We start from the raw sequence: 20,328 nt of genomic DNA on the forward strand, positions 1-20,328 counted from the left end.
CCCACTCCAAAGGAGAAGATCATGAGCAGCAACGACACGATCACAGCAATGAGTTGCACTGCAAAAAATAGCAGTGGTAAACCTAAGAGTTGTGCCCTCTGACGAATAGCGGTATAGGTAGTAAACTGTTTCATTACACCACAATACCAATGAGATACGTAAAGATCCCCACCACTGCACCGGCAATCAGTACAAAGACAAGTACCCTGGTTATCCCCTTTTTCAAATCGGCATTCTCCCCAAAGAAATGTCCGGCATTAAACAAGAACCCAACTAAAAATATCACCCCCAATATAATGGGAAACACACTACGAATCGTATCTGAGATATTCTGTACCGAATCCTCTATCCCTCCTATCTGAGCCATGACCGGCACTACCAGTACCAACCAAAGCCAGAAACTCAACACTAACTTTTTCCATGAACATGTTTTCATACGCATTTGTTTTAGTTTATAACTCCTTGATTTTAAGTGCTCAAAAATTACAAAGCATCCGCATACGTATGACATCAAAGTGCATATTTGTGAATAAAATAAAGTTTAAAAGTGGTTGGTTTTAAATGCCGTTAAAGAGAGGTAAATTACAGTAAAAAGCTCCACCCTAAGTGTTGATAAACGTATCATTATCAACATGGAAGTTTACTCATAACACCAAAATTGTAGAATTATCACTATTAAAATATTTTCTTTGATTATGATAAAAGTTCCTGTTATCCGTAAACAATAATCTTTATTGTGTATATTTATCTTCATATAACGAGCTTAGCTACAAGCTGAAAAAACTGCTCACCTAAAAATGAACATCAACGAAATTCTAGACAAAACACATCCAATTAACGCTTCATCCAAAATCAAATTATGTGAATGTTTTGAGGAAGTAAGCCTTCAAAAAAATCACCTAATAATACGTTCAAACAAAGTTGAAAAAAACATCTATTTTATAAAAAAAGGAATTGCACGTACTTTTTCAAATTTTGATGATAACGAAGTTACCATTGCTTTTGGCGAAGAAGGCGACACCATTATTTCACTAAAAAGTTATATCCTTTATCAAAAAGGATATGAAAACATAGAATTATTAGAAGACTGCGAACTCTATAAGATTAGTGTTACTAAACTTCAAAATTTATTCTCAACCGATATTGATATTGCAAATTGGGGCAGAAAATTTGCGGAACAAGAACTTATTAAAGCCGAACAACGGTTTATATCAAATCAGCTTGGAACAGCAACGGAACGTTATTTAGAACTCATAAAAAAACACCCTACTTTATTACAACGAGTTTCACTTGGTCTCATCGCTTCTTACTTGGGCATTACACAAGTAAGTTTAAGCCGAATTCGAGCAAATATTACATAAGTTTCGTTTTTTATCATTTGATAAATTATTCTTCAAACCTTATTAAGACCTTTGTCCAAAAGTTAAAAAATAATGAATTGGATAATTTTGGTTATTGCAGGCTTATTTGAAGTTGCCTTTGCATTTTGTTTGGGAAAGGCAAAAGGAACTTCTGGAAATGAAATGTATCTATGGTATGCCGGTTTTTTAGTCACACTCATAATAAGTATGGGGCTTTTAGTTAAAGCTACTCAATCGTTACCAATAGGCACTGCTTATGCAGTTTGGACAGGAATTGGAGCTGTCGGAACTGTTCTTGTCGGCATATTTATTTTTAAAGAACCTGCAACATTTTTACGTATTCTATTTCTCACAACTTTAATAGCTTCAATCGTAGGATTAAAAGCGGTATCATCACATTAAATAATATTCTCAAAAGAAATGAATATAACTATAAGAAAAGCCTTAGAATCTGATTCTTACGGCATTTGGAAGCTAATGAAAGAGTTAGCCATTTTTGAAAAATATATTGACATATTTGCCATTACGCCTGAAATCGTAATAGAAAGCGGATTTAAAAAAAATCCACCCGACTTTTATTGTCTGGTTGCAGAAAACAATCAAAAAATAGCAGGCATTTTGGTTTATTATTATTTACCATTTACAGCACAAAACAAACCTGCCATATTCATAAAAGAACTATATGTTGACACAAATTACAGAGGACACAAAATTGGAGAAAAATTGATGTTAGCTCTCAAAGAAGAAGCAGTTAAAAACAATTGTGGGGAAATAAAATGGACTGCCGCACCTTGGAACGAAGGAGGAATACGGTTTTACAATAAACTGGGAGCCAAGGAAAATAACGATTGGCTAAACTATGAATGGAATTTACACCACTAAAATAGAATTAAAATGCAACAAATAACAGTAAGAAAAATAACAACAGCCGACATCATTGAACTTCAAAACATTGGGAAACTGACTTTTGCCGAAACATTTTCCTCAGAAAATAGCGAAACAAATATGAAAGAATATTTGGAAAACGGATTTTCAAAAGAAAAATTGACTGCTGAACTGAATGACCAAAATGCTGAATTTTACTTTGCGGAACTTGACGGAAAAACAATCGGATATTTAAAAGTAAACGTTGGACAATCCCAAACTGAAATCAAGGACATAAACGCACTCGAAATCGAACGGATATACGTGCTAAAAGAATTTCACGGGAAAAAAGTTGGACAAATTCTTTATGACAAAGCCATTGAATTGGCGAAAGATAAAAATGTGGAATATGTTTGGTTGGGAGTTTGGGAACAAAACCCAAGAGCAATCCGATTTTATGAAAAAAATGGATTTGTGGCTTTCGACAAACACGTTTTCAAACTCGGAAATGACGAACAAACCGACATAATGATGAAACTGAAAATGGAATAAAGCCAGCTGCTAGTCGAGTAGGTAAAGGGGAATTCCACCCCTAAACCTCTCACAGAACCGTACGTGAACCTCTCGATTCATAAGGCAGTTCATAAATGATGTTCACACAGCTTAGATAGCCTATTCGCTTAGGTCTATACAGGGTAAATCATTAAATTAAAAGGGAATAACAACCATTTCTGTTTATTTTATATCTTTCTATAACTAGTTGTACCTTATTTGCAAGTGATTCGTCTTTGGTGTCTATTTATATCAAACAATTAGATTATGTCAAGACAAAGTATATCATTAACGGAGCCCAATGATGAGTGGTTAAAAGCTCAAGTGGAGAATAAAGAATACTCCAGTAAGAGTGAATTGGTTAACGACCTGATACGACAAGCCCGAAAACAACAAACTCAAATTGATTGGATTAGGGCTAAGTTGGAAACAGCTGAAAATAGTGGATTTACCAACGATAGTAAAGAAAGTATTTTAGCCCAATCAAAGTCTTTATTGAATGGCTAACTACAAATTGACAAATGAAGCAAAAAATGACTTAATTCGGATTCACCTGTCCAGGGTTCAAAAATTTGAAATGACCCAAGCGGACAACTATTTCGAATCTTTTTTGAGTATTTTGATAGGATCGCTGAACGTCCCTTTTCATTCGAATCAGTAGGCTATATAAAAAAAGGATACCGACGCTGCGTATGTGAAGTTGATAGCATTTATTATAGAATAATGAACATAGCGTCGAAATAATGGCCTTCGTCGGAAGACAAGACTTAAATGAAAAATTATAAACGAATTTCCAAAGAATTGTTGCCTATCAATTAGGGTTTGATTATTCTCAATCTTTCAGTCGCTTATTTAAAAGCAAAACCGAGTTAAGTCCGTTAGAATTTAGAAAAACGTTTAATTAACCTACTAGCATTTTTTGTAATCCTTGATTTGCATACAACTTTCAGGGCTTTGCATACAGCCATTACATGCTCATTACCGAATTTTGACTTAATAAAATTAAAACTATGGTAATGAAAAAAATAAACTTAGGATCCGAAGGTTTAGTTGTACCAAATATAGGCTTAGGCTGTATGGGTATGACGGGGTTTGAAGATGCGAATATGTATGGCGAAGCAGATGAGCAAGAGGCTATTGCTACTATTCATAAATCGTTAGAATTGGGAGGCAATTTTTTAGATACTGCCGATTTATATGGTCCTTTTAAAAATGAACAGTTAATAGCCAAAGCAATACAGGGTAGTAGAGATAAGTACATTATAGCTACAAAATTTGGTTGGGAGATAAACGATAACAACAAAGTTACCTGGGCCATTAACGGTAAAAAGGAGTACGTTAAAAAAGCAGTAGAGCGCTCCCTTAAAAATTTAAAAACCGATTATATAGATTTATACTATATGCACAGGCTAGATAAAAGCACGCCTATAGAAGAAACTGTAGAAGCCATGAGCGATTTGGTTAAAGAAGGGAAGGTTGGTTACCTGGGGTTGTCTGAAGTATCGTCTGAAACCGTAAAAAGAGCACATGCTATTCACCCAATTACAGCGGTACAAAGTGAATACTCTTTATTTGAGCGTACCGCAGAAGAACGAGGTATTTTAAATACGTTAACCGAGCTTGGTGTAGGTTTTGTAGCATACTCTCCTTTAGGGCGCGGATTTTTATCTGGACAAATTAGGAGTATAGATGATTTGCCGGAAAACGATTTTCGCCGTGCAATTCCAAGATTTCAAGAAGCACATTTTTATAAGAATATAGAATTGGTTAAGGCTATAGAAGCAATGGCGGCGGAAAAAGAAATAACCAGCTCTCAGCTTGCATTAGCTTGGATTATGAGTAAGGGTATTTTGCCTATTCCGGGTACTAAAAGACGTAAGTATGTAGCGCAAAATATTGCAGCTACCCATATAGAATTGAGCCAAAACGATTTAGAAAAACTAGAAAGTATTGTACCATTGGGTACCGATACCGGGAATCCGTACGATGAATTTAGTATGGGGCTTATAGATTAAATATAGCACAAACTTGCTGAGTATATAGTAACTAGCGGTTGTGTTTTTTTAATGCAACCGCTAGCTATACATAAAAAAAGTTATATTAGTAGTATGAATGCAATTCAATCAGTTTCAGAATTTCACAGGTTACTCTCGTTGCCAGAGCCTCGTCATCCGTTGGTAAGCGTAATAAACCTATCGGAAAGTATATTTATAGAGGATGATGTATGGAAAGGATTTGTGAACAGATTTTATTGTGTTGCTCTTAAAAGAGAAGCTAAAGGTAAAATACGCTATGGCCAATTGCATTACGATTATGATAAGGGAGTTTTAAGTTTTACAGCACCTAACCAAGTACAGTATCTAGATTTAAATACTGTAGAATGTGGGTTGGGGTACTTACTTATTTTTCATCCAGATATTTTGCTGGGGCACTCGTTAGTAAGTAAAATTAACGATTATCATTTCTTTTCGTATGCGGTAAACGAGGCTTTGCATCTTTCTGCCGAGGAAGAAGAAGATCTTATTACTATTTTAAAAAAGATAGATAAGGAATGCCAGCATATTGATAAGTATACTCAGGAAATTATTTTATCGCAAATAGAGTTACTACTTAATTATTCTAACAGATTTTACGAGCGCCAATTTATTACCAGAAAAAACCATAACAACAAACTAATAGCTAAGTTTGAACAGCTTTTAGATGAGTTTTTTGAAAGTACTTCCGCTACACAACCAGCATTATTAACCGTGCAGCACATGGCAGAATTAATGAATTTGTCTCCCAATTATTTGAGTGATTTATTGCGCATGCATACAGGACAGAATACGCAACAACACATACACCAACGGTTAATAGAAAAGGCAAAAGAAAAATTATCTACTACCAATTTATCGGTAAGTGAAATTGCCTTTACTCTTGGTTTTGAACATGCACAATCGTTTAGTAGCTTATTTAAGAAAAAAACAAACCTATCTCCTGTAGCGTTTAGAAAAACGTTTAATTAAATTACTAGCACCTTTTGTAATCTTTAATCTGCATACAACCGTTATATACTCATTACCTAATTTTGACTTAGTAAAATTAAAACCATGGTAATGAAAAAAATAAACTTAGGAACCGAAGGTTTAGTTGTACCAGATATTGGCTTAGACTGTATGCAAATTAAGGATGAGTAAAAGTGTCCGTAGCCAATAGCAACAGACACTAATTTTCTTTTCAGTTTTTTTATAACCTACTCATCATTATGATGGATTCAGGATTTTAATCGATCTCTAGTACCACCTTACCAACTTGACGATGCTCTTCCATAAATCTATGGACTTCACTCGCTCTTGCTAAAGTAAGTGTTTTGCTAATTGTTGGTATTACACTTCCTGAAGTTACTCCTTCATTAATAAACACTACTGCGGCCTTTACTTTATCTTTTACCATCCATAATTCGGCCATATCAAAGCTACGGATTGTTAGCTTATTAGAAAGCACCTCAATTAATATTTAAATTAGTAATCACCTCCGCTTATCCCGACTCTTCTTATCAAAAGCTACCAGATTAAAGAGTTGTCGCATCCGACTGCGTACTCGATTGCCATAATGACTTTCCAATTCTTTGGCATTCAAATTGGTGGTGGCATGGGTACGTACTTGATGACTTAAAAACAAATCATACCGAGACAACAACACTTCTCCAATCACATTGCAATCCTTGCCAAAATAACGTCCGGTAGGTTCCACCCCTAAATCATCCAAGCAAAAGAACTTGCTATCTCCAAACTGCTGTATGGTATCATACCCAATGTGGTTAAACGCAAAGACAATATTTCGGGTAGGGATGACTTCATACGAGCGGACATGCGGTACAATGTGTTTTACTAATCGCATCAGGGAAGTCTTTCCACATCCCACAGGCCCGGTGAGCAAAATCCCTTTGTTCACATCGAGTCCTACTTTTTTACAACTCGCTGCATCTTTAATCATGTACAGACACAGTTTGTAAATCACTTCTCGATCTACCTCGTACAAATGAAAACGCTCTCCAAACAGCAGTTTCCCTTTCACCAGCAAATACTGCCAGATCTTGTCAAAATCATAGTTCACACGGCTCCCTTCCAAAGTTCCCAAATGAAATTCCAAGTCTCCTTCCTTGATGATATGTGGTGCATAGTCTTTCATAGCGGTTCATCATAATTTTTATCGGTGGTGGTGTGCAGGTTGTCCGTATATGGGACACTTCCTTTTTGTTTGTTTTTCTTTTCACCAGCATTCCCTTTTTTTTGATTTTTAAATTTTTTCGTTTTGTTACTGTTTTTCTTGTTTGTTACTGTTTGAATAGGTTTGTTTATAGATACCAACGCTTGTCCAGTGCTTGTCTCTGATTCGGGACACTGTGAGTTCACTACTTGTCCACTGGTTGTCTCGGATGTGGGACAGTTATCCAGTTCCTCTTCAACATCAAATTCAAACATATACACCCGACTTCCTTTAAACGGATTATGGGAAGGTTCATACAGGATATAACTCCAGTTACTCAGATCCGTTAAACACCGATGATAGGTTGATTTCGATCCGAGTTTTGCCAATACCATCACCTCCTCTCTTTGAATAAAAAAAGAAGGTCTAAAATAATTGAGGTTCCAGAATCGAAAGAGTGCCATATACAGGCTCACATGAGAAGGATTTAACCGTCCATCCCGAGAAAACAATTCCAGCACCTCATTTAAATGATGAATGTAATTTACCTCTTGCATACCAAATACTGATCAACACGGTTCTGCTCCAATACCTGCATCACATCCTGATACTGATAATACAAGACCCCACCCACTTTCGAAAACGGTAAGGTGCCATTCACGCGCAGGTTTTGTAAGGTTCCCGGAGAAATCCCTAACAGGTCTCGGACCTCTTTGGATTTCATCCATCTTTTCTGTTGCACATCACCCTGTTGTGCTAAAAGTTCTTTAAAGGCTTCCAGTAATTCCAGTTTAAATTCACGAAGCTCATCGGTTGTAATAATGGTTGCTGCCATACGAATACATGTTTTAAAAAGGCAACACCTTTCCAGGTTACGTCTTTTTTAGAGGAAAGGCATTGCCCATAGATTTGACTTTCAAGACAAAGCTGCACAAACCCATTCACATTCTTTCCCCATACGTTCGTAGGTACGAATACATTTTAACATTCATATATTCGCAATACCCCCCTTATTTCATAACCAAAATTTAAATAACACCTTACTATGTCTGCCATTTATTAAATGAGGTTCTACTAAAATCTGTTTTTCGTAGGTCTTCGGTACTGGGAAAACTGTCAATCCAATAAACGTAATAAAATCAAGGGGGTCACCAAACAATTGTGAACCACTAACAACTTGAAAAAATCATCCTACGTCCTAAAAAAACCACCAAATTGGTGGTTTTACATTCTTTCCTCTTTTACCTAATAAAAAAGCGTTGATCTAACCCTAAAATTTAACAGTTATTCCGTCTGATTTCTTTCCTTCCGTTCCAACTTTCCGATATAGTTCCAAATTTTTCTAGCTTCTTCTCGCAATCCTTCATCATCGTCAAAAGCCATTTGCAGTTCATCACTTATCTGATATAAAAGTCTCGTTACATAAAAGAGTCGTCTTCGTATGACCTCCAAATGTCCCCCATCTACCCGCTGATTGTGCTCCTGCAGCGCCTCATGACTCCAATCAAAAGCACTTTTTTCAAGGATAAAAACTCCTGTATGCAAACTTCTGAGTTGAAACCCTACCGCCAAGGCCACTTTTTCAGAAGCACGATACCCATCCTCCCCTAATCGCTGACGATCAATGGTAATGCGCAGCGATTCACACTCCTTATCATAAAATAAAAACGGTAGGATCACACGTTGCAGAGCCTTTGTCAAATATCCCTGTTTGCGGTACTCCGGTAATACATACCCATGTAAATCACGATGCATATCCAAGATGGCTGCTACATAGATTCCTGCTTCATTTTGAATCAAAAAGAAGCGATAGTCTCCTAGATCATTAGAAACAAAATCCAGCATGGTAAATTTTTCCAACCATACTTTCGCTACTTCCACCTGTTTTCCGATACGCCTTTTAAAAACGTATTCGGAGGTTTTCGAATGATTTAACTTCATGAGTAAATTGTGTATCGTTTGATCTGTCATAGCATTTCTATTTTAATGATTCGTTAGTCCATCTTCTTCTTCCATTTGTTTTAACAACTGTTCCCATAGGGTACGGACAAACCGAGCCTTTTTATCTTTTCGCGCTCGAATCTCGCCATAGGTCTTGTATACATTTTCTATTTTCACATCAAAGAGCTGCTCAAATCCTGCTACAATCTTGGCTATATCCTCATGACCGTCATTAATGGCATGCGCATGTTGCAAAGCATAAATGAGTTCTACCAAAGCCGTTTTGGAACCTGTCCAATGCAGCACCAAGGGATGCGCTTCTCCCAATCCCTTTCTTTTTTGTTTCTGCATTCCTAACTGTGCTTTCTTAAGATATTTGGCAAACAATTGCATCGCCTTCACCCGTGCCCACAGTAAATCGTGTGAGGTAAAAAACTTAGGATCTAAGTAACTGGTCTCCGGAGGAGCATATACCGGAAAATGTTGTTTTTCCCGGGTGAAGTATTGTTCATCCAAATATTCAAAGTCTTGTTCCATGTAGTGAATAAAATCCCAATGCACTCCAAAGAACTTATTGACCATTCGGACTTTCTTTTTTAAAAATCCCATTTGCTGTTGTTCGCCCACTTTCGGCATGCGCAGCAAGCAATACCGAACTTCACTGAAATAAATAAGATACCCCAGCGGTTCTGATTTTACATTTCTAAAAAAATCAATTTCCTCTCCCACAGAAACAAACTGATGGTTTTCAATTTGATTCCGCAAGAGGTACAGGGTATTGTTACACAAATGAATCCCTTCATTGATGGACGCAAGGGAAAGTTCATAAAGCCCCAATAAAGGTTGTAATTTCTGGTAAAAGGGTGGCATGATGTTTTGATAGTTCACAGGCATAAGTCATTCCTTCCATAAAGCTAGTTGTTGGTATTACGTATCTGCTCCATCTGATATGAGCTCATTTCTACCCCATCAGATAGCAGTCCTTTGATTTCTTTTTCAAACTACACAAACCTTTGATACGAATCGAAAAACCTGTTATAAAATATAGAATTTACTCCTTTACACCCATAAAAAACTCCTTTACACCCCATTTCATCCTACAAAACCTAATAATTGGTTTTAAAAAAAATACGTAATTTCAACATTTTTCATTCCAAATCAACAGACCATGCCACAATACATCTCCAATCCCTATGCAAAGCTCTCGCTAGTAAACGGAGTGCTGTACTGTGTCTATACTCCCTGCCCCACGTTTGATTTAAAGGCTGCCATGACCGTCGTACGTGACCGCATCAAACTGCAAAATGGAAAATTCTATCCCGTACTCAGTGACATCAGTGCTTTACGAACAGTTACCAGAGAAGCTAGAGGTTATATGGCTTCCGAAGGTTTGATACTCATCACTGCCATTGCTTTTATTTCCAATAGTGCCCTGAGTGATATGAACTATCACATGTACACACAGACACATCATCCGGATATTCCTATCGCCCTATGCAAAGACCATGAAGCCGCCCTACAATTTCTCAGGCCGTTTCAATCCTAATCACATCGTTCCATTCATCCTTTGAAGTGTATTCCGCTCACCCTTCCGTGCGAATAATCATTGAATCACTTTAAAACCCACACTTTATGAACGATCCCAAAAACCAACAACGCGTTGCCCACATTCATCAAATGCTCTTAGGCATTCTACGAGGTAACTTTAATTATCGTATTCCCTTAACCCTGCAAAATGATGCCATTGAAGCCTTAATACTCCTTTTAAATGAAGTAGCAGAAGAGCTTCAAAATTCCTTTGTATACCAAGGCTTTGTTCCCTTACCCGACAACTATGTTTACTTAGTTCAATGTACCTTTTTGTTGGATTCAAAATTGAACATCCGTTATGTACACCCCTCTGCAGCAGCACTTCTGCAATATTCAACGCCTACCTTACAAGGATCCCAATTACAGCATGTACTTCAAAAAGCATCCTACAAACAGTTGCGTAAAGCGGTGAAACAAGGGCTTTATACCTCTGAAGAACAACGGATTTCTTTAAAATTCATCACAGCACAAGGCCTACTCCTTCCGCTGTGCTCTTTACTGCTGCCGTTACCAGCGGCCTTTGAAGATACCATATTATTAGTAGCAGTTGCACCGAAACGCCTCACGCCTCAGCTCCAAAAGACCATGACCGGACAACTTCCCAAGTCCAAGACAACCTCAAAAACTCAACAATCCTACTTGGTGCGTCCCCACGATTTAGAGCAATTCCACCAATTGCAACAACGCATCCAAAACCATCCGGAACGCCCCCTTCCCTCCTTAAAAGAACTGGCCCACTCCATGCAGATCAATGAGTTTAAACTCAAAGTAAGTTTCAAGTCCTTATACGGTATGAGTGTTTTTCGATTTCAACGCAGTGAACGTATGCGTAAAGCTTTTGTGCTCGTTTCGCATACCACACTTGCGATCAAAGAAATTGCCCACCTCTGTGGTTTTCAAGACCCCACACATTTCAGCACTCTATTTCGAAAAACTCATGGCATGACTCCTCGAACCTTACGAAAACAATCGTAGCTCATATTCCCCTAAATTTACTCCTTTATGCCCTGATGTTACTCCCTTACCTAAAAGTAATCCTTGCTAGTTTTAGAATATCCAAATAACAACTCCTTATGAATAAGCAAATCAGACCTATTATAACAACGTATTTTATCCATAGCATCACGTATTTCCTACTGTTGCTATTTTGTTATGCAGCCCTCAGTAAAGCCTTGGATTATGAGCACTTTCAAATACAACTAGCACAATCTCCTTTACTTAGTGCCTATGCCGGACTGATAGCACCCACCATCATTGGCTTGGAACTCATCATCGTACTGCTGCTCTGCATCCCTACCTTCAGAATTATAGGATTGTACGCTTCCTTCTCCTTGATGATCGGGTTTACCGTGTACATCTACATGATCTTATACTACAGTGATTTTATTCCCTGCTCTTGTGGCGGTATCCTAGAAAAGCTCAGTTGGACCGAACATCTGGTCTTCAACATACTGGTAAGTATCTGTACACTCGTAGCGGTGATCCTACAAGTAAAACGAAAGTCCATTCCATACATTAAATTCGGTATCTACACACTACTTCCCTCCCTAAGTATGGTAGCTATCTTACTGATGTTATTTCTAACTTCTGAACACCTCATAGCTACAACTCATAGTTTTATCAGACGTTTTCCTCCGCATCCTATCCAAAAAGACCGTGTCTATAAGCTTCCTGCCAATTCCTATTACCTGGCTGGTAGTACACAACAATCTCTCTACTTAGGGAATACGTCTACTCCCTTAGTCCTAAGTCAATTGGACAGCAGTTTTACCATCATGCATTCCCAACTATGGCATCCGGATACCTTGTCACTTCCATTTCGGTCGCTTCGTTTCCAAGTACAAGCTCCTTATGTATACAGTTACGATGGTACGGTTCCGATCCTATTTCGAGGTCACTTATCCGATACCACCCTACACACCCTGAGCTACCGAGAAGCTTATTTCTCGCAATTAGCGATCCTAGATAGCATTCATTTCGCGGTTCGAACACAACATGGAACCACCCAACAATATGTATTGGGAACCTTACATCCGAAAAAAGACACCCCTGTAAAACTATACGATCATCTTTTACAAAAACAAGTAGACGGATTGTTTGACAGTGACGGACTTCTATTAAGTGATCCTGACCTAGGTCAATTCCTATATCGCTACCACTATCGCAATCCCCTTTTAGTCATGGATGCCAATCTGCATCTGCTACGTACGTTACATACCATCGATACCATATCCCAGGTACAATTATCGGTACACCACTTTAGAGATGGTAGACACCAGCTCAAAACACCGCCTTTACGTGTAAACCAAGCTGCTGCCGTTCACAAAGGAATTTTGTTTAATCAGTCCAACCTTAAGGGACGTTATGAAGACCATAGCATGTGGCAACGAGCATTTATCATTGACTGTTATCGTACTGATGATCAATATTATATTGGCAGCTTTTACCTTCCTAATCCCGACCAACTACATCTACAACAACTGATTGTTGCTGATCCTTATCTCTATGTATTGATAGGAAACCAAGTGTTTCGGTATCGTTTGGCGCCATCGATTCGACAACACTTTCAACAGGGGAAGCCGAAAACCTGAATTCGAGTAGGCATTCATTACTAAATTCTTTTTACGATGAAAAATGTAAAAAAAATGTTGTTGCCAGCCTTTGTGTTACTGGCAGGAATCGGGGGAGCTTTTGCTACCCATACAGCTAAAAATGCGGATGTAGCCGTGCAAAACGGATTCCGCTACGATCCGATGGCCACTGCCATCCAATGTATCGAAACCGATGTGCAATGTTCAGATACCGGATCTACTGTATGTACCTGGACCGATGCAGAAAATGTATCTCACGACTTGTATCGAGAAGTCAATGAGACCGTTTGTGGGGATGAATTATTTGAATATATTCCGTAATTCATCTATGGAAAGGATGCTTGAAGCATCCTTTCTTTATTTACTCTTTATCTATCCAATCCATACTTTTATCACCCTTTAGATAATACCCAAACCATTCCAATACCCGCATGGTCAAATCTTCCGATGCTTTCGGTTGATAAATGGTATGCTTTTCGTCAGGGTACAACACCATCAGTACTTTTTTGCCATAGCGCCTCAAAGCAATGTAAAATTCCATAGTTTGTTCCCAGTAAATATTTTGATCCTGCTGCCCTGTCCATAATAAAATGGGTGCCTGCACATTGGCTACATGATACACCGGACTATTATCGATATACAGTTGTGGGTCTTTTACAAAAGAAGTTGGCATCTCGTATTGCCCATCTTCAAACTGATAATAAAAAGGCCGTTTAAAGTTATCATTAAAGGAAAAATACGATCGCACTAAATCACTGTTTCCGGCACCTGAGCAATAGGCTGCAAATCGATTCGAATGGGTGGCTATAAAATTGGTTTCATAGCCACCATGCGAATGCCCCAACAATCCCAAATGCTCCCAATCAATATCCAAGCGTTTTCCCAAGGCATCCAATCCCCAATGCACACAATCCAGCGCGGATAAACCCGTACCAGCATCTCCGTACACGATATCAGGCAAATACACAAAATATCCAGATTCCAATAACAAACGCAGGGGAAATGCATCATTATTGCGCTGCCCAAACGCTGGCATCGGATACCGATTGGTTTGTTCATGCTGCACTTGATAAATATGCACTACCATCGGATACTTTCTGTTGGCTTCATACCCGATCGGATAATACAAAACCCCTTGTAATGGTATTCCATCTGAATTTGTATAGTGTATACGTTCCTGTTGTAACAACTGTATTCCTGTATCAAATGGATTACTCTGGTATAGCATTTTAGGAGCTTTACCACTAGTTTGTACACACAACTTCGGAGCTTGATTGTAATCCTCTTCCAAGTACACCACTGTTTTTGTATCCTTCGAAAGGCCTACAAAATCACGATACTTGCCACTTGAGTTTGTTAACCGACGTCCGTACGTACCATACCTCCATGAACGATTTCCGAGGGAATCCTTCAGTTCCCAAACCATCTTGTCAGCAGCTACCTCATAGCGATGTATTCCCTGTGGATATCCACCATACATTCGATTTCCTGATACGATCCGTGTCTGAAAAACTTCCGAATGTTCGAGTTGCTCCCATTGCTTGGAGGCCAACCCATACTTCCAAATCCCAGCATCCGAACCAAACCAAATAGCAGTGCCATCTGCACTGGCATAGGGACGTTGCAACCTAGCTCCTTCCACTTGTAAGACCTCCTTCTTCCCCGTCCCCACTTCATATAACCGCCACTGTTTTTTCATAGGATATAGAAGGTAGGCTCCCTTCCCTACCAAATACGTATCCTGATAGACGGTATCAATCAGTTTTCGTTGTTGATTCACCCAATCATACCTACTCAACCGAACAGGGCGATGCCCAAGGGTATCCTGCTCCCACAAGGTCTCACTACAGAGCAACCATCTATCACTATGCAATCCTGAAAACTTACTCCCTGCAGGCCCCACTATAGACTTCAAGATCGCTGCCTTGGGTTCCCATACATAATACGCCAAAGAATCCTCCGGATAAAACTGCCTTTCCAGATTGGGTTCGTCTCCATACCAAATTTGTGCTACCGATGCTTGCTCATGGGCTACCTTCGTTCGCATACGCACTAAATACGAAGTTCCAGCTTCCAACTCCTCTAGATGCAGATGTGCCTCCTTGGATACAGCCAACAGATCGGCTAACGATTTGGTCAATTTTCTTTTGGTATCCACGAATACGGGTTGTAACGCCCGCTGCTCAGGTACTTGTTCATACAGTAAGACCTGCACTCCATGCTCGGATACTGACATATCCACTATTGGAAATGGACTGGTATACAAAACCTTCGCATTCCCTGCTTCCCATGCTACCACCCTATACGTATCTTGTATATATTGTACTGCATACAAAGTATCTTCCATCACCTTCAACACCCTAAAAACATGGTGTAACGTACCCTTTATATCTCCTACTTCACTGCGCGATTCCAAGGTTTGTAATCCTCCGGAAGCGTTATAGCCCATCCAAAAATGAGTCCCCTGCTCCACCGTCCATAGGTTGGCGACTCCTTGCAGGTACCTATGTGCATCCGTACGAAGATTCCATAGTTCCACCTGAGTTCCTTGTTGCAGCACCAGATGCTCTTTCCCCACAAATCGCTCATGCCGTACCGCTGTTCGCACCCCTATGACCTCTTTAGCCCTGTGGCTATCAAACACCCAAACACTGTCCACTCCATTGGCATAACTGCTATGCAAGCTAAGCCATCTTGCATTAGCACTCATCTGAGGTTGTGAAATCGTTTCAAAACGGTTCACAAAGGATCTCCATTCCTTTGCGCTCCTTTGAGCCGCTAATTCAAGACCTGCCAAAAGCGACAGGCCAAGAATTAATTTAAAAAATGAGCTCTTATACATCAATAACCGGTATTTTGCGGATACAAATGCGCATTCAATAACAATTCATTGAGCGGCAAAGGCCATCGTTCGTTATAGTCTTCCCAATTCGGTTTGACTTCCAATAACGTATTTAACCATCCCATACGCTTCAACTCTAAAAATCGATGTCCTCCTTCGGTAAAGAATTCATGCCTGCTTTCCTGTAAAATGGCATCCAACAGCTCCTCAGTGCTACCATTACTCAGGGGTAACAATCCTGCTCTGGTTCGGATCGCATTGATATAGGGTAAAGCTGCTGTGGTTTGTCCTTGTTGTACCAAAGCTTCTGCCAACAATAGGTACACCTCTCCCATTCGAAACACTACCGAATATTCATTGGTATTATCCGCTATATTTTGATACTTCGCCACACGGTACCAAGTAGTACCACCTACAGTCACCGGCACCATCCATTGTTGTTTGCGCAAATCCGCATCTGAAAAACTGTTCACCAAATTCTCGGTCAAAGCATACGCATGAGGCGCAGCATCTTCAAAGAAATAAAAGGTAGCTTCCGGGGTGGCATTCCCCGCTAATTGGGGCGGCATCTGCCATAAAATATGAGTACCTGCCTTGTGAAATACTTCCTCAAGATTCGTTTCAAAACTATACAGTTCATTCCCCAATACCTCAGAAGCCCATTGCTCTGTAGCAGCATAATCTCCCAAAGTGCTATATACTTTAGCTAAGACCAAGGACGCCACAGAACGATTTACATACGTTCGCTCCGTATCTCGATAGCTGACAGCCATCCCATCCATCACCTCCATCACATCGGTAATCAATTGTTGGTACAATACTTCCTCTTCCATCTTATCCAACTGTCGGTTGTACTGATAATCAATACTAGTGGTATAGGGAATCGCTCCAAAGAGTTCTGCCAAGTAATAATAAATCAAGGATCGCAATACAATGGTTTCTCCTATGAGCTGCGCTTTCGTATCAGTATCAATTGCCTGTGAATTGGTTAATCCCACCACCAAACTATTGGCATAGTAAATCTGTTCATAGGCAGTATTCCATACCGTTTCAATGGTATTATTGGTATCCATAGGTTGATTTTCATAGATATCCATGGTTCCATTGGTATCATTGTAAAAGCAATCCAAATTATCGGTATAGGTATCCAGCAAGGTTCCCATGCCATAGGAATTGCCTCCAGCCAACACCGATTGGTCTCGCAAACTGGCATACAAACCATCCAAGGCCGCTCTTGCTGTTTGCACATCTTCATAGACTTGCAGTGTTCCCAACTGATTGGCCGGTGCCTCCACTTCTACCAACTCTTCACATCCTATACAACACAAGCTTATCCAGGTGATCATCATTATTATTTTTTTCATGTCATTTAAAATTTAAGTTGTACCCCTAAGGCATAGGTTTTCAAAGGCGGTAAAAATCCGGTCGCAACGAATTCAGGATCCAGTCCAAAATAGTCAGTCAACGTCCATAGGTTTTGTCCTTGCAGATAAATTCGAACATCCTGCATCCCTTTACCAATTGGCAAATGGTAGCTCAGCTGTACATTTTTTAACCGTATAAAAGAAGCATCACTAATGGCTGCTGTACTGTTCCGATAATAACTGTACAAACGTCCCCGCTCCCCTCCTGTACTAGTGGTATACGGCATATAGTGTCCATCAGGATTGGTAGCTGACCATACATTGTTTACCTCAATAGGCTGATTGTTCATTGTTCCGGGAGTTGCCATAAGTGCATTGTAATTGCGCTGTACCTGCTTTACAAATTGAAACAAACAGGAAAAATCCCAATGCTTATACTGCACCTGATTATTCCATTCCCCAAAATACTCCACCCCTATTTTTTGAATGACTTGATTGTCTGCCGGTGAAGAGATCACTCCATCTTCATTAAAATCTGTAAACTGAAACAATCCGGTCTCCGGATCAATTCCTTCGTATTGATATACTTTTTGAATGGATAACGGATACCCCACCACATAGCTATTGGCATACGTAGAGCCTTCCAAATCCGGAAACGCTACCAACTCATTCCGAGGAATACTAAGATTCACACTACTATGCCACTGCCCTTCTTCAAAAGTAACAGGCATTGCTTGCAGTTCAAACTCCCAACCACGATTCTCAACCGTAGCGGGTAGATTTGCCTGAATACTGCTAAAACCTGTGGTAGCGGGCAATGGAATCCCTACCAATTGATTTCCGGAGCGATTTTGATACCAAGCTGCATTGAAGCGCAAGCGATCTTTTAAAAACCCCGTTTCTAAAGCCACTTCGAACTTGGTTGTTTTCTCCCAACTAAAATACGGGTTGTTCAATCGGGATGGATACAGCACGGAACCTCCTTGATAGCCTGTACTACTCACCGTATACGTATCTAAATATTGATAATCCCCCAAGGCATCACTACCGGTGACACCATAACTACCCCGGAGCTTCCCAAAGCTCAACCACTTGCTATCCGATACCAAATCCTCTTTGGAAAAAAGCCATGCAAACCCTACCGCTCCAAAGTTGGCAAACCGATTATTAGGACCAAACCTACTGGAACCATCTCTTCTTCCTGTAAGGTTTAGGATATACTTACCATCATGGCTGTAATTGATACGACCAAAAAGAGCTGCATACCGATAACTGGTACGTACATCATCCGTTACCATAACGCCACTAGCCGCTTCTAAACTATGAATTAAGGCATTGCTCTCAAAGCCATAACTATAGAGTCCTAACACATCTGAGGTACGTTCCTGATAGGTACCTCCTAAGAGTACCTGTACCCGATGTTTAGAAGCGGTAATCTGATATTCTATCTGGGGTTCTACCAAATAGGAAAAGCGTTGTGAAGTTCCTTTAGTAGCCACCGAACTTGCTGGAGTCACTCCATAAGCAGGATTGTACATCGTACTAGGACGAAGCGACCATTCCTCAAATACCTGTTGATTCAATCCAGTATTTACTTTCAATAACAGTTTGGGGAACAACGCATACTGCAAATTAGCATTGGTAGTAAAGGTACGTGTGGTGTTGGCATACGTACTTTCATTGGCTGCTAACGGATTGGTAAAGGTATTGTTCTCCCAATTCAAACTCCCATCTTCCTGGTACAAGGCAGGTGCATTGGGTGCTAATCGCAAGGCCTGATTGGTGATATCACTGCGTATTAAGTTATTGGTCTGATCTGAAAACAATCCTGTTAACGATACCTGAAAACGATTATCCGATGATTGGTGTTCCAAACTTCCGGTTACATTATTCGTTTTATACCGAAAGTCCTCTGAAAATACTGTGGTTTGCTCTTGATGACTCCCACTCAGCATAAAACGTGTTTGTCCATTCCCACCGGCAACCGATAGATGAACTAACGAATTCAAAGCTGTTGTCCCAATAAGCTCCTTTTGCCAATCCGTATGTCGATTGGCATCCCAAGTTCCATTGACATCATACGCATTAGCAGGATAGTTTGCTATACCATCATTGGCATAGGCCTGTGCTCGCATGGTCAAATAATCACTTGTAGACATCAATTCCATTTGACTAGCCACCTGACTCCAACCTTGAGAAGCATTCACTGTAAATTGTGTTTTTCCGGTCACACCACCTTTTTTCGTCGTGATCAGCACCACACCATTCGCACCACGCGCCCCATAAATGGCTGTGGCATCTGCATCCTTTAAGATTTCGATACTTTGGATATCATTCGGATTAAGGGCATTGAGTGGATTCATTTCATGTGATGGCAAAATCCCTGCCGAATTAAAAGAGGGGGTGGTAGCACTAACAGGCATTCCATCAATGATATATAAAGGCGCATTGCCTTCACTCCGTAAACTATTCACCCCTCGAATCTGTATGGAGAATCCTCCACCTGCTACGCCAGTATTCTGCGTAATATGAACACCAGTCATCCGTCCTTGTACGGCGGATAATGCATTGGTGATCGGTTGCTTTTCAATAGCCTCTGCACGCACCGAAGCAATACTTCCCGTACGTTCTTTTTCCGACACCGTATAATAGCCAGCATTGACCACCACGGCATCCAAGGTTCGTAAGGACTCTAACAATACCACATCGAATACGGTACGGCTCCCCACTAAAAACGATTGGGACTCATAGCCCATATAGGAAAATACCAAGGTATCAATCTCCGATACCGTAAGCATATACCGCCCGTCCACATCACTAGAAGTCCCTAAAGACTTCCCTTTCACTTGAATGGTCGCTCCATAGATTGGACCATCTCGATCGGATACTGTTCCAGATACATTCACGGAAGTTTGAGCAAAAGCTCCGTAACTTCCCAAACAAAAACATAAAAAATATAGGAATATAGCATGCCTCCCCATGCTATGTAGAAAAAATTTCATACTATTGGGTTGTTGTTAATTTCACATCAAATT

21 protein-coding genes and 1 pseudogene are annotated in these 20,328 nt (G+C 39.8%); 12 read left to right on the forward strand and 10 right to left on the reverse strand.

Annotated features, from left to right (window positions below; genetic code table 11):
- Window positions 1-133 precede the first annotated feature (133 nt).
- Complete coding sequence (locus BM383_RS18410) at window positions 134-367, reverse strand: hypothetical protein (protein WP_093026638.1); 234 nt, start codon at window positions 365-367, stop codon at window positions 134-136.
- 430 nt (window positions 368-797) lie between these two features.
- On the opposite strand from BM383_RS18410, the gene BM383_RS18415 reads away from it, so the two are divergent.
- From BM383_RS18415 to BM383_RS18450, 8 genes and pseudogenes are all read left to right on the forward strand, one after another.
- Window positions 798-1,361 carry a Crp/Fnr family transcriptional regulator gene (locus BM383_RS18415; RefSeq protein ID WP_093026619.1) on the forward strand — a complete coding sequence of 188 codons (564 nt, stop codon included), beginning with the start codon at window positions 798-800 and terminating at the stop codon, window positions 1,359-1,361.
- 72 nt (window positions 1,362-1,433) lie between these two features.
- Entirely contained in the window at window positions 1,434-1,763 is a 330-nt protein-coding gene (locus tag BM383_RS18420; RefSeq protein ID WP_093026620.1) for a DMT family transporter, read from the forward strand.
- An 18-nt stretch (window positions 1,764-1,781) separates the two neighbouring features.
- The gene (locus BM383_RS18425) at window positions 1,782-2,243 is read left to right on the forward strand and encodes a GNAT family N-acetyltransferase (protein WP_093026621.1); all 462 of its coding nucleotides are present in this window, start codon (window positions 1,782-1,784) and stop codon (window positions 2,241-2,243) included.
- Window positions 2,244-2,255: 12 nt separating this feature from the next.
- Window positions 2,256-2,777: a GNAT family N-acetyltransferase gene (locus BM383_RS18430; protein ID WP_093026622.1), complete on the forward strand. Its 522-nt coding sequence runs from the start codon at window positions 2,256-2,258 to the stop codon at window positions 2,775-2,777.
- Between the two features lie 267 nt (window positions 2,778-3,044).
- Window positions 3,045-3,284, forward strand: coding sequence for a ribbon-helix-helix domain-containing protein (locus tag BM383_RS18435; RefSeq protein WP_093026623.1), 240 nt, complete (start codon window positions 3,045-3,047; stop codon window positions 3,282-3,284).
- A 296-nt stretch (window positions 3,285-3,580) separates the two neighbouring features.
- Window positions 3,581-3,682 (forward strand): annotated as a pseudogene (locus BM383_RS19040) (AraC family transcriptional regulator); the annotation flags it as partial.
- 111 nt (window positions 3,683-3,793) lie between these two features.
- Window positions 3,794-4,792: an aldo/keto reductase gene (locus BM383_RS18445; RefSeq protein WP_317040090.1), complete on the forward strand. Its 999-nt coding sequence runs from the start codon at window positions 3,794-3,796 to the stop codon at window positions 4,790-4,792.
- A gap of 93 nt (window positions 4,793-4,885) precedes the next feature.
- Entirely contained in the window at window positions 4,886-5,782 is an 897-nt protein-coding gene (locus tag BM383_RS18450; protein ID WP_093026639.1) for a helix-turn-helix domain-containing protein, read from the forward strand.
- A gap of 256 nt (window positions 5,783-6,038) precedes the next feature.
- Here BM383_RS18450 and BM383_RS18455 read toward each other — a convergent pair whose 3' ends face one another.
- The 6 genes from BM383_RS18455 to BM383_RS18480 form a co-directional block, all read right to left on the reverse strand.
- The gene (locus tag BM383_RS18455) at window positions 6,039-6,224 is read right to left on the reverse strand and encodes a zinc-binding dehydrogenase (RefSeq protein ID WP_093026625.1); all 186 of its coding nucleotides are present in this window, start codon (window positions 6,222-6,224) and stop codon (window positions 6,039-6,041) included.
- Between the two features lie 60 nt (window positions 6,225-6,284).
- Window positions 6,285-6,947 carry an ATPase gene (locus tag BM383_RS18460; RefSeq protein WP_093026626.1) on the reverse strand — a complete coding sequence of 221 codons (663 nt, stop codon included), beginning with the start codon at window positions 6,945-6,947 and terminating at the stop codon, window positions 6,285-6,287.
- A complete protein-coding gene (locus BM383_RS18465; RefSeq protein WP_317040091.1) occupies window positions 6,944-7,429 on the reverse strand; it encodes a hypothetical protein in 486 nt (161 codons plus the stop codon). The genes BM383_RS18460 and BM383_RS18465 overlap by 4 nt, the downstream gene beginning before the upstream one ends.
- 80 nt (window positions 7,430-7,509) lie before the next feature.
- The gene (locus BM383_RS18470; RefSeq protein ID WP_093026628.1) at window positions 7,510-7,800 is read right to left on the reverse strand and encodes a helix-turn-helix domain-containing protein; all 291 of its coding nucleotides are present in this window, start codon (window positions 7,798-7,800) and stop codon (window positions 7,510-7,512) included.
- Window positions 7,801-8,249: 449 nt separating this feature from the next.
- Entirely contained in the window at window positions 8,250-8,936 is a 687-nt protein-coding gene (locus BM383_RS18475; protein ID WP_143106473.1) for a hypothetical protein, read from the reverse strand.
- Window positions 8,937-8,948: 12 nt separating this feature from the next.
- Entirely contained in the window at window positions 8,949-9,671 is a 723-nt protein-coding gene (locus BM383_RS18480) for an RteC domain-containing protein (RefSeq protein WP_177229166.1), read from the reverse strand.
- A 403-nt stretch (window positions 9,672-10,074) separates the two neighbouring features.
- Here BM383_RS18480 and BM383_RS18485 point away from each other — a divergent pair, with 403 nt between their 5' ends.
- The 4 genes from BM383_RS18485 to BM383_RS18500 all read left to right on the forward strand — a co-directional run bounded on the left by BM383_RS18485 (window position 10,075) and on the right by BM383_RS18500 (window position 13,408).
- Entirely contained in the window at window positions 10,075-10,452 is a 378-nt protein-coding gene (locus BM383_RS18485; protein ID WP_093026631.1) for a DUF7793 family protein, read from the forward strand.
- Between the two features lie 86 nt (window positions 10,453-10,538).
- Complete coding sequence (locus BM383_RS18490; protein ID WP_093026632.1) at window positions 10,539-11,471, forward strand: helix-turn-helix transcriptional regulator; 933 nt, start codon at window positions 10,539-10,541, stop codon at window positions 11,469-11,471.
- A gap of 98 nt (window positions 11,472-11,569) precedes the next feature.
- Window positions 11,570-13,087 carry a MauE/DoxX family redox-associated membrane protein gene (locus BM383_RS18750; RefSeq protein ID WP_143106474.1) on the forward strand — a complete coding sequence of 506 codons (1,518 nt, stop codon included), beginning with the start codon at window positions 11,570-11,572 and terminating at the stop codon, window positions 13,085-13,087.
- A 36-nt stretch (window positions 13,088-13,123) separates the two neighbouring features.
- The gene (locus BM383_RS18500; protein WP_093026634.1) at window positions 13,124-13,408 is read left to right on the forward strand and encodes a DUF6520 family protein; all 285 of its coding nucleotides are present in this window, start codon (window positions 13,124-13,126) and stop codon (window positions 13,406-13,408) included.
- Window positions 13,409-13,448: 40 nt separating this feature from the next.
- Here BM383_RS18500 and BM383_RS18505 read toward each other — a convergent pair whose 3' ends face one another.
- The 3 genes from BM383_RS18505 to BM383_RS18515 form a co-directional block, all read right to left on the reverse strand.
- Window positions 13,449-15,203: an alpha/beta hydrolase family protein gene (locus BM383_RS18505; RefSeq protein ID WP_177229167.1), complete on the reverse strand. Its 1,755-nt coding sequence runs from the start codon at window positions 15,201-15,203 to the stop codon at window positions 13,449-13,451.
- 725 nt (window positions 15,204-15,928) lie between these two features.
- Complete coding sequence (locus BM383_RS18510) at window positions 15,929-17,293, reverse strand: RagB/SusD family nutrient uptake outer membrane protein (protein ID WP_093026636.1); 1,365 nt, start codon at window positions 17,291-17,293, stop codon at window positions 15,929-15,931.
- Between the two features lie 5 nt (window positions 17,294-17,298).
- Window positions 17,299-20,295, reverse strand: coding sequence for a SusC/RagA family TonB-linked outer membrane protein (locus tag BM383_RS18515; RefSeq protein ID WP_093026637.1), 2,997 nt, complete (start codon window positions 20,293-20,295; stop codon window positions 17,299-17,301).
- Between the last annotated feature and the right edge of the window lie 33 nt (window positions 20,296-20,328).

This window comes from Pustulibacterium marinum (assembly GCF_900116665.1).
Taxonomy (GTDB): Bacteria; Bacteroidota; Bacteroidia; order Flavobacteriales; family Flavobacteriaceae; genus Pustulibacterium; species Pustulibacterium marinum.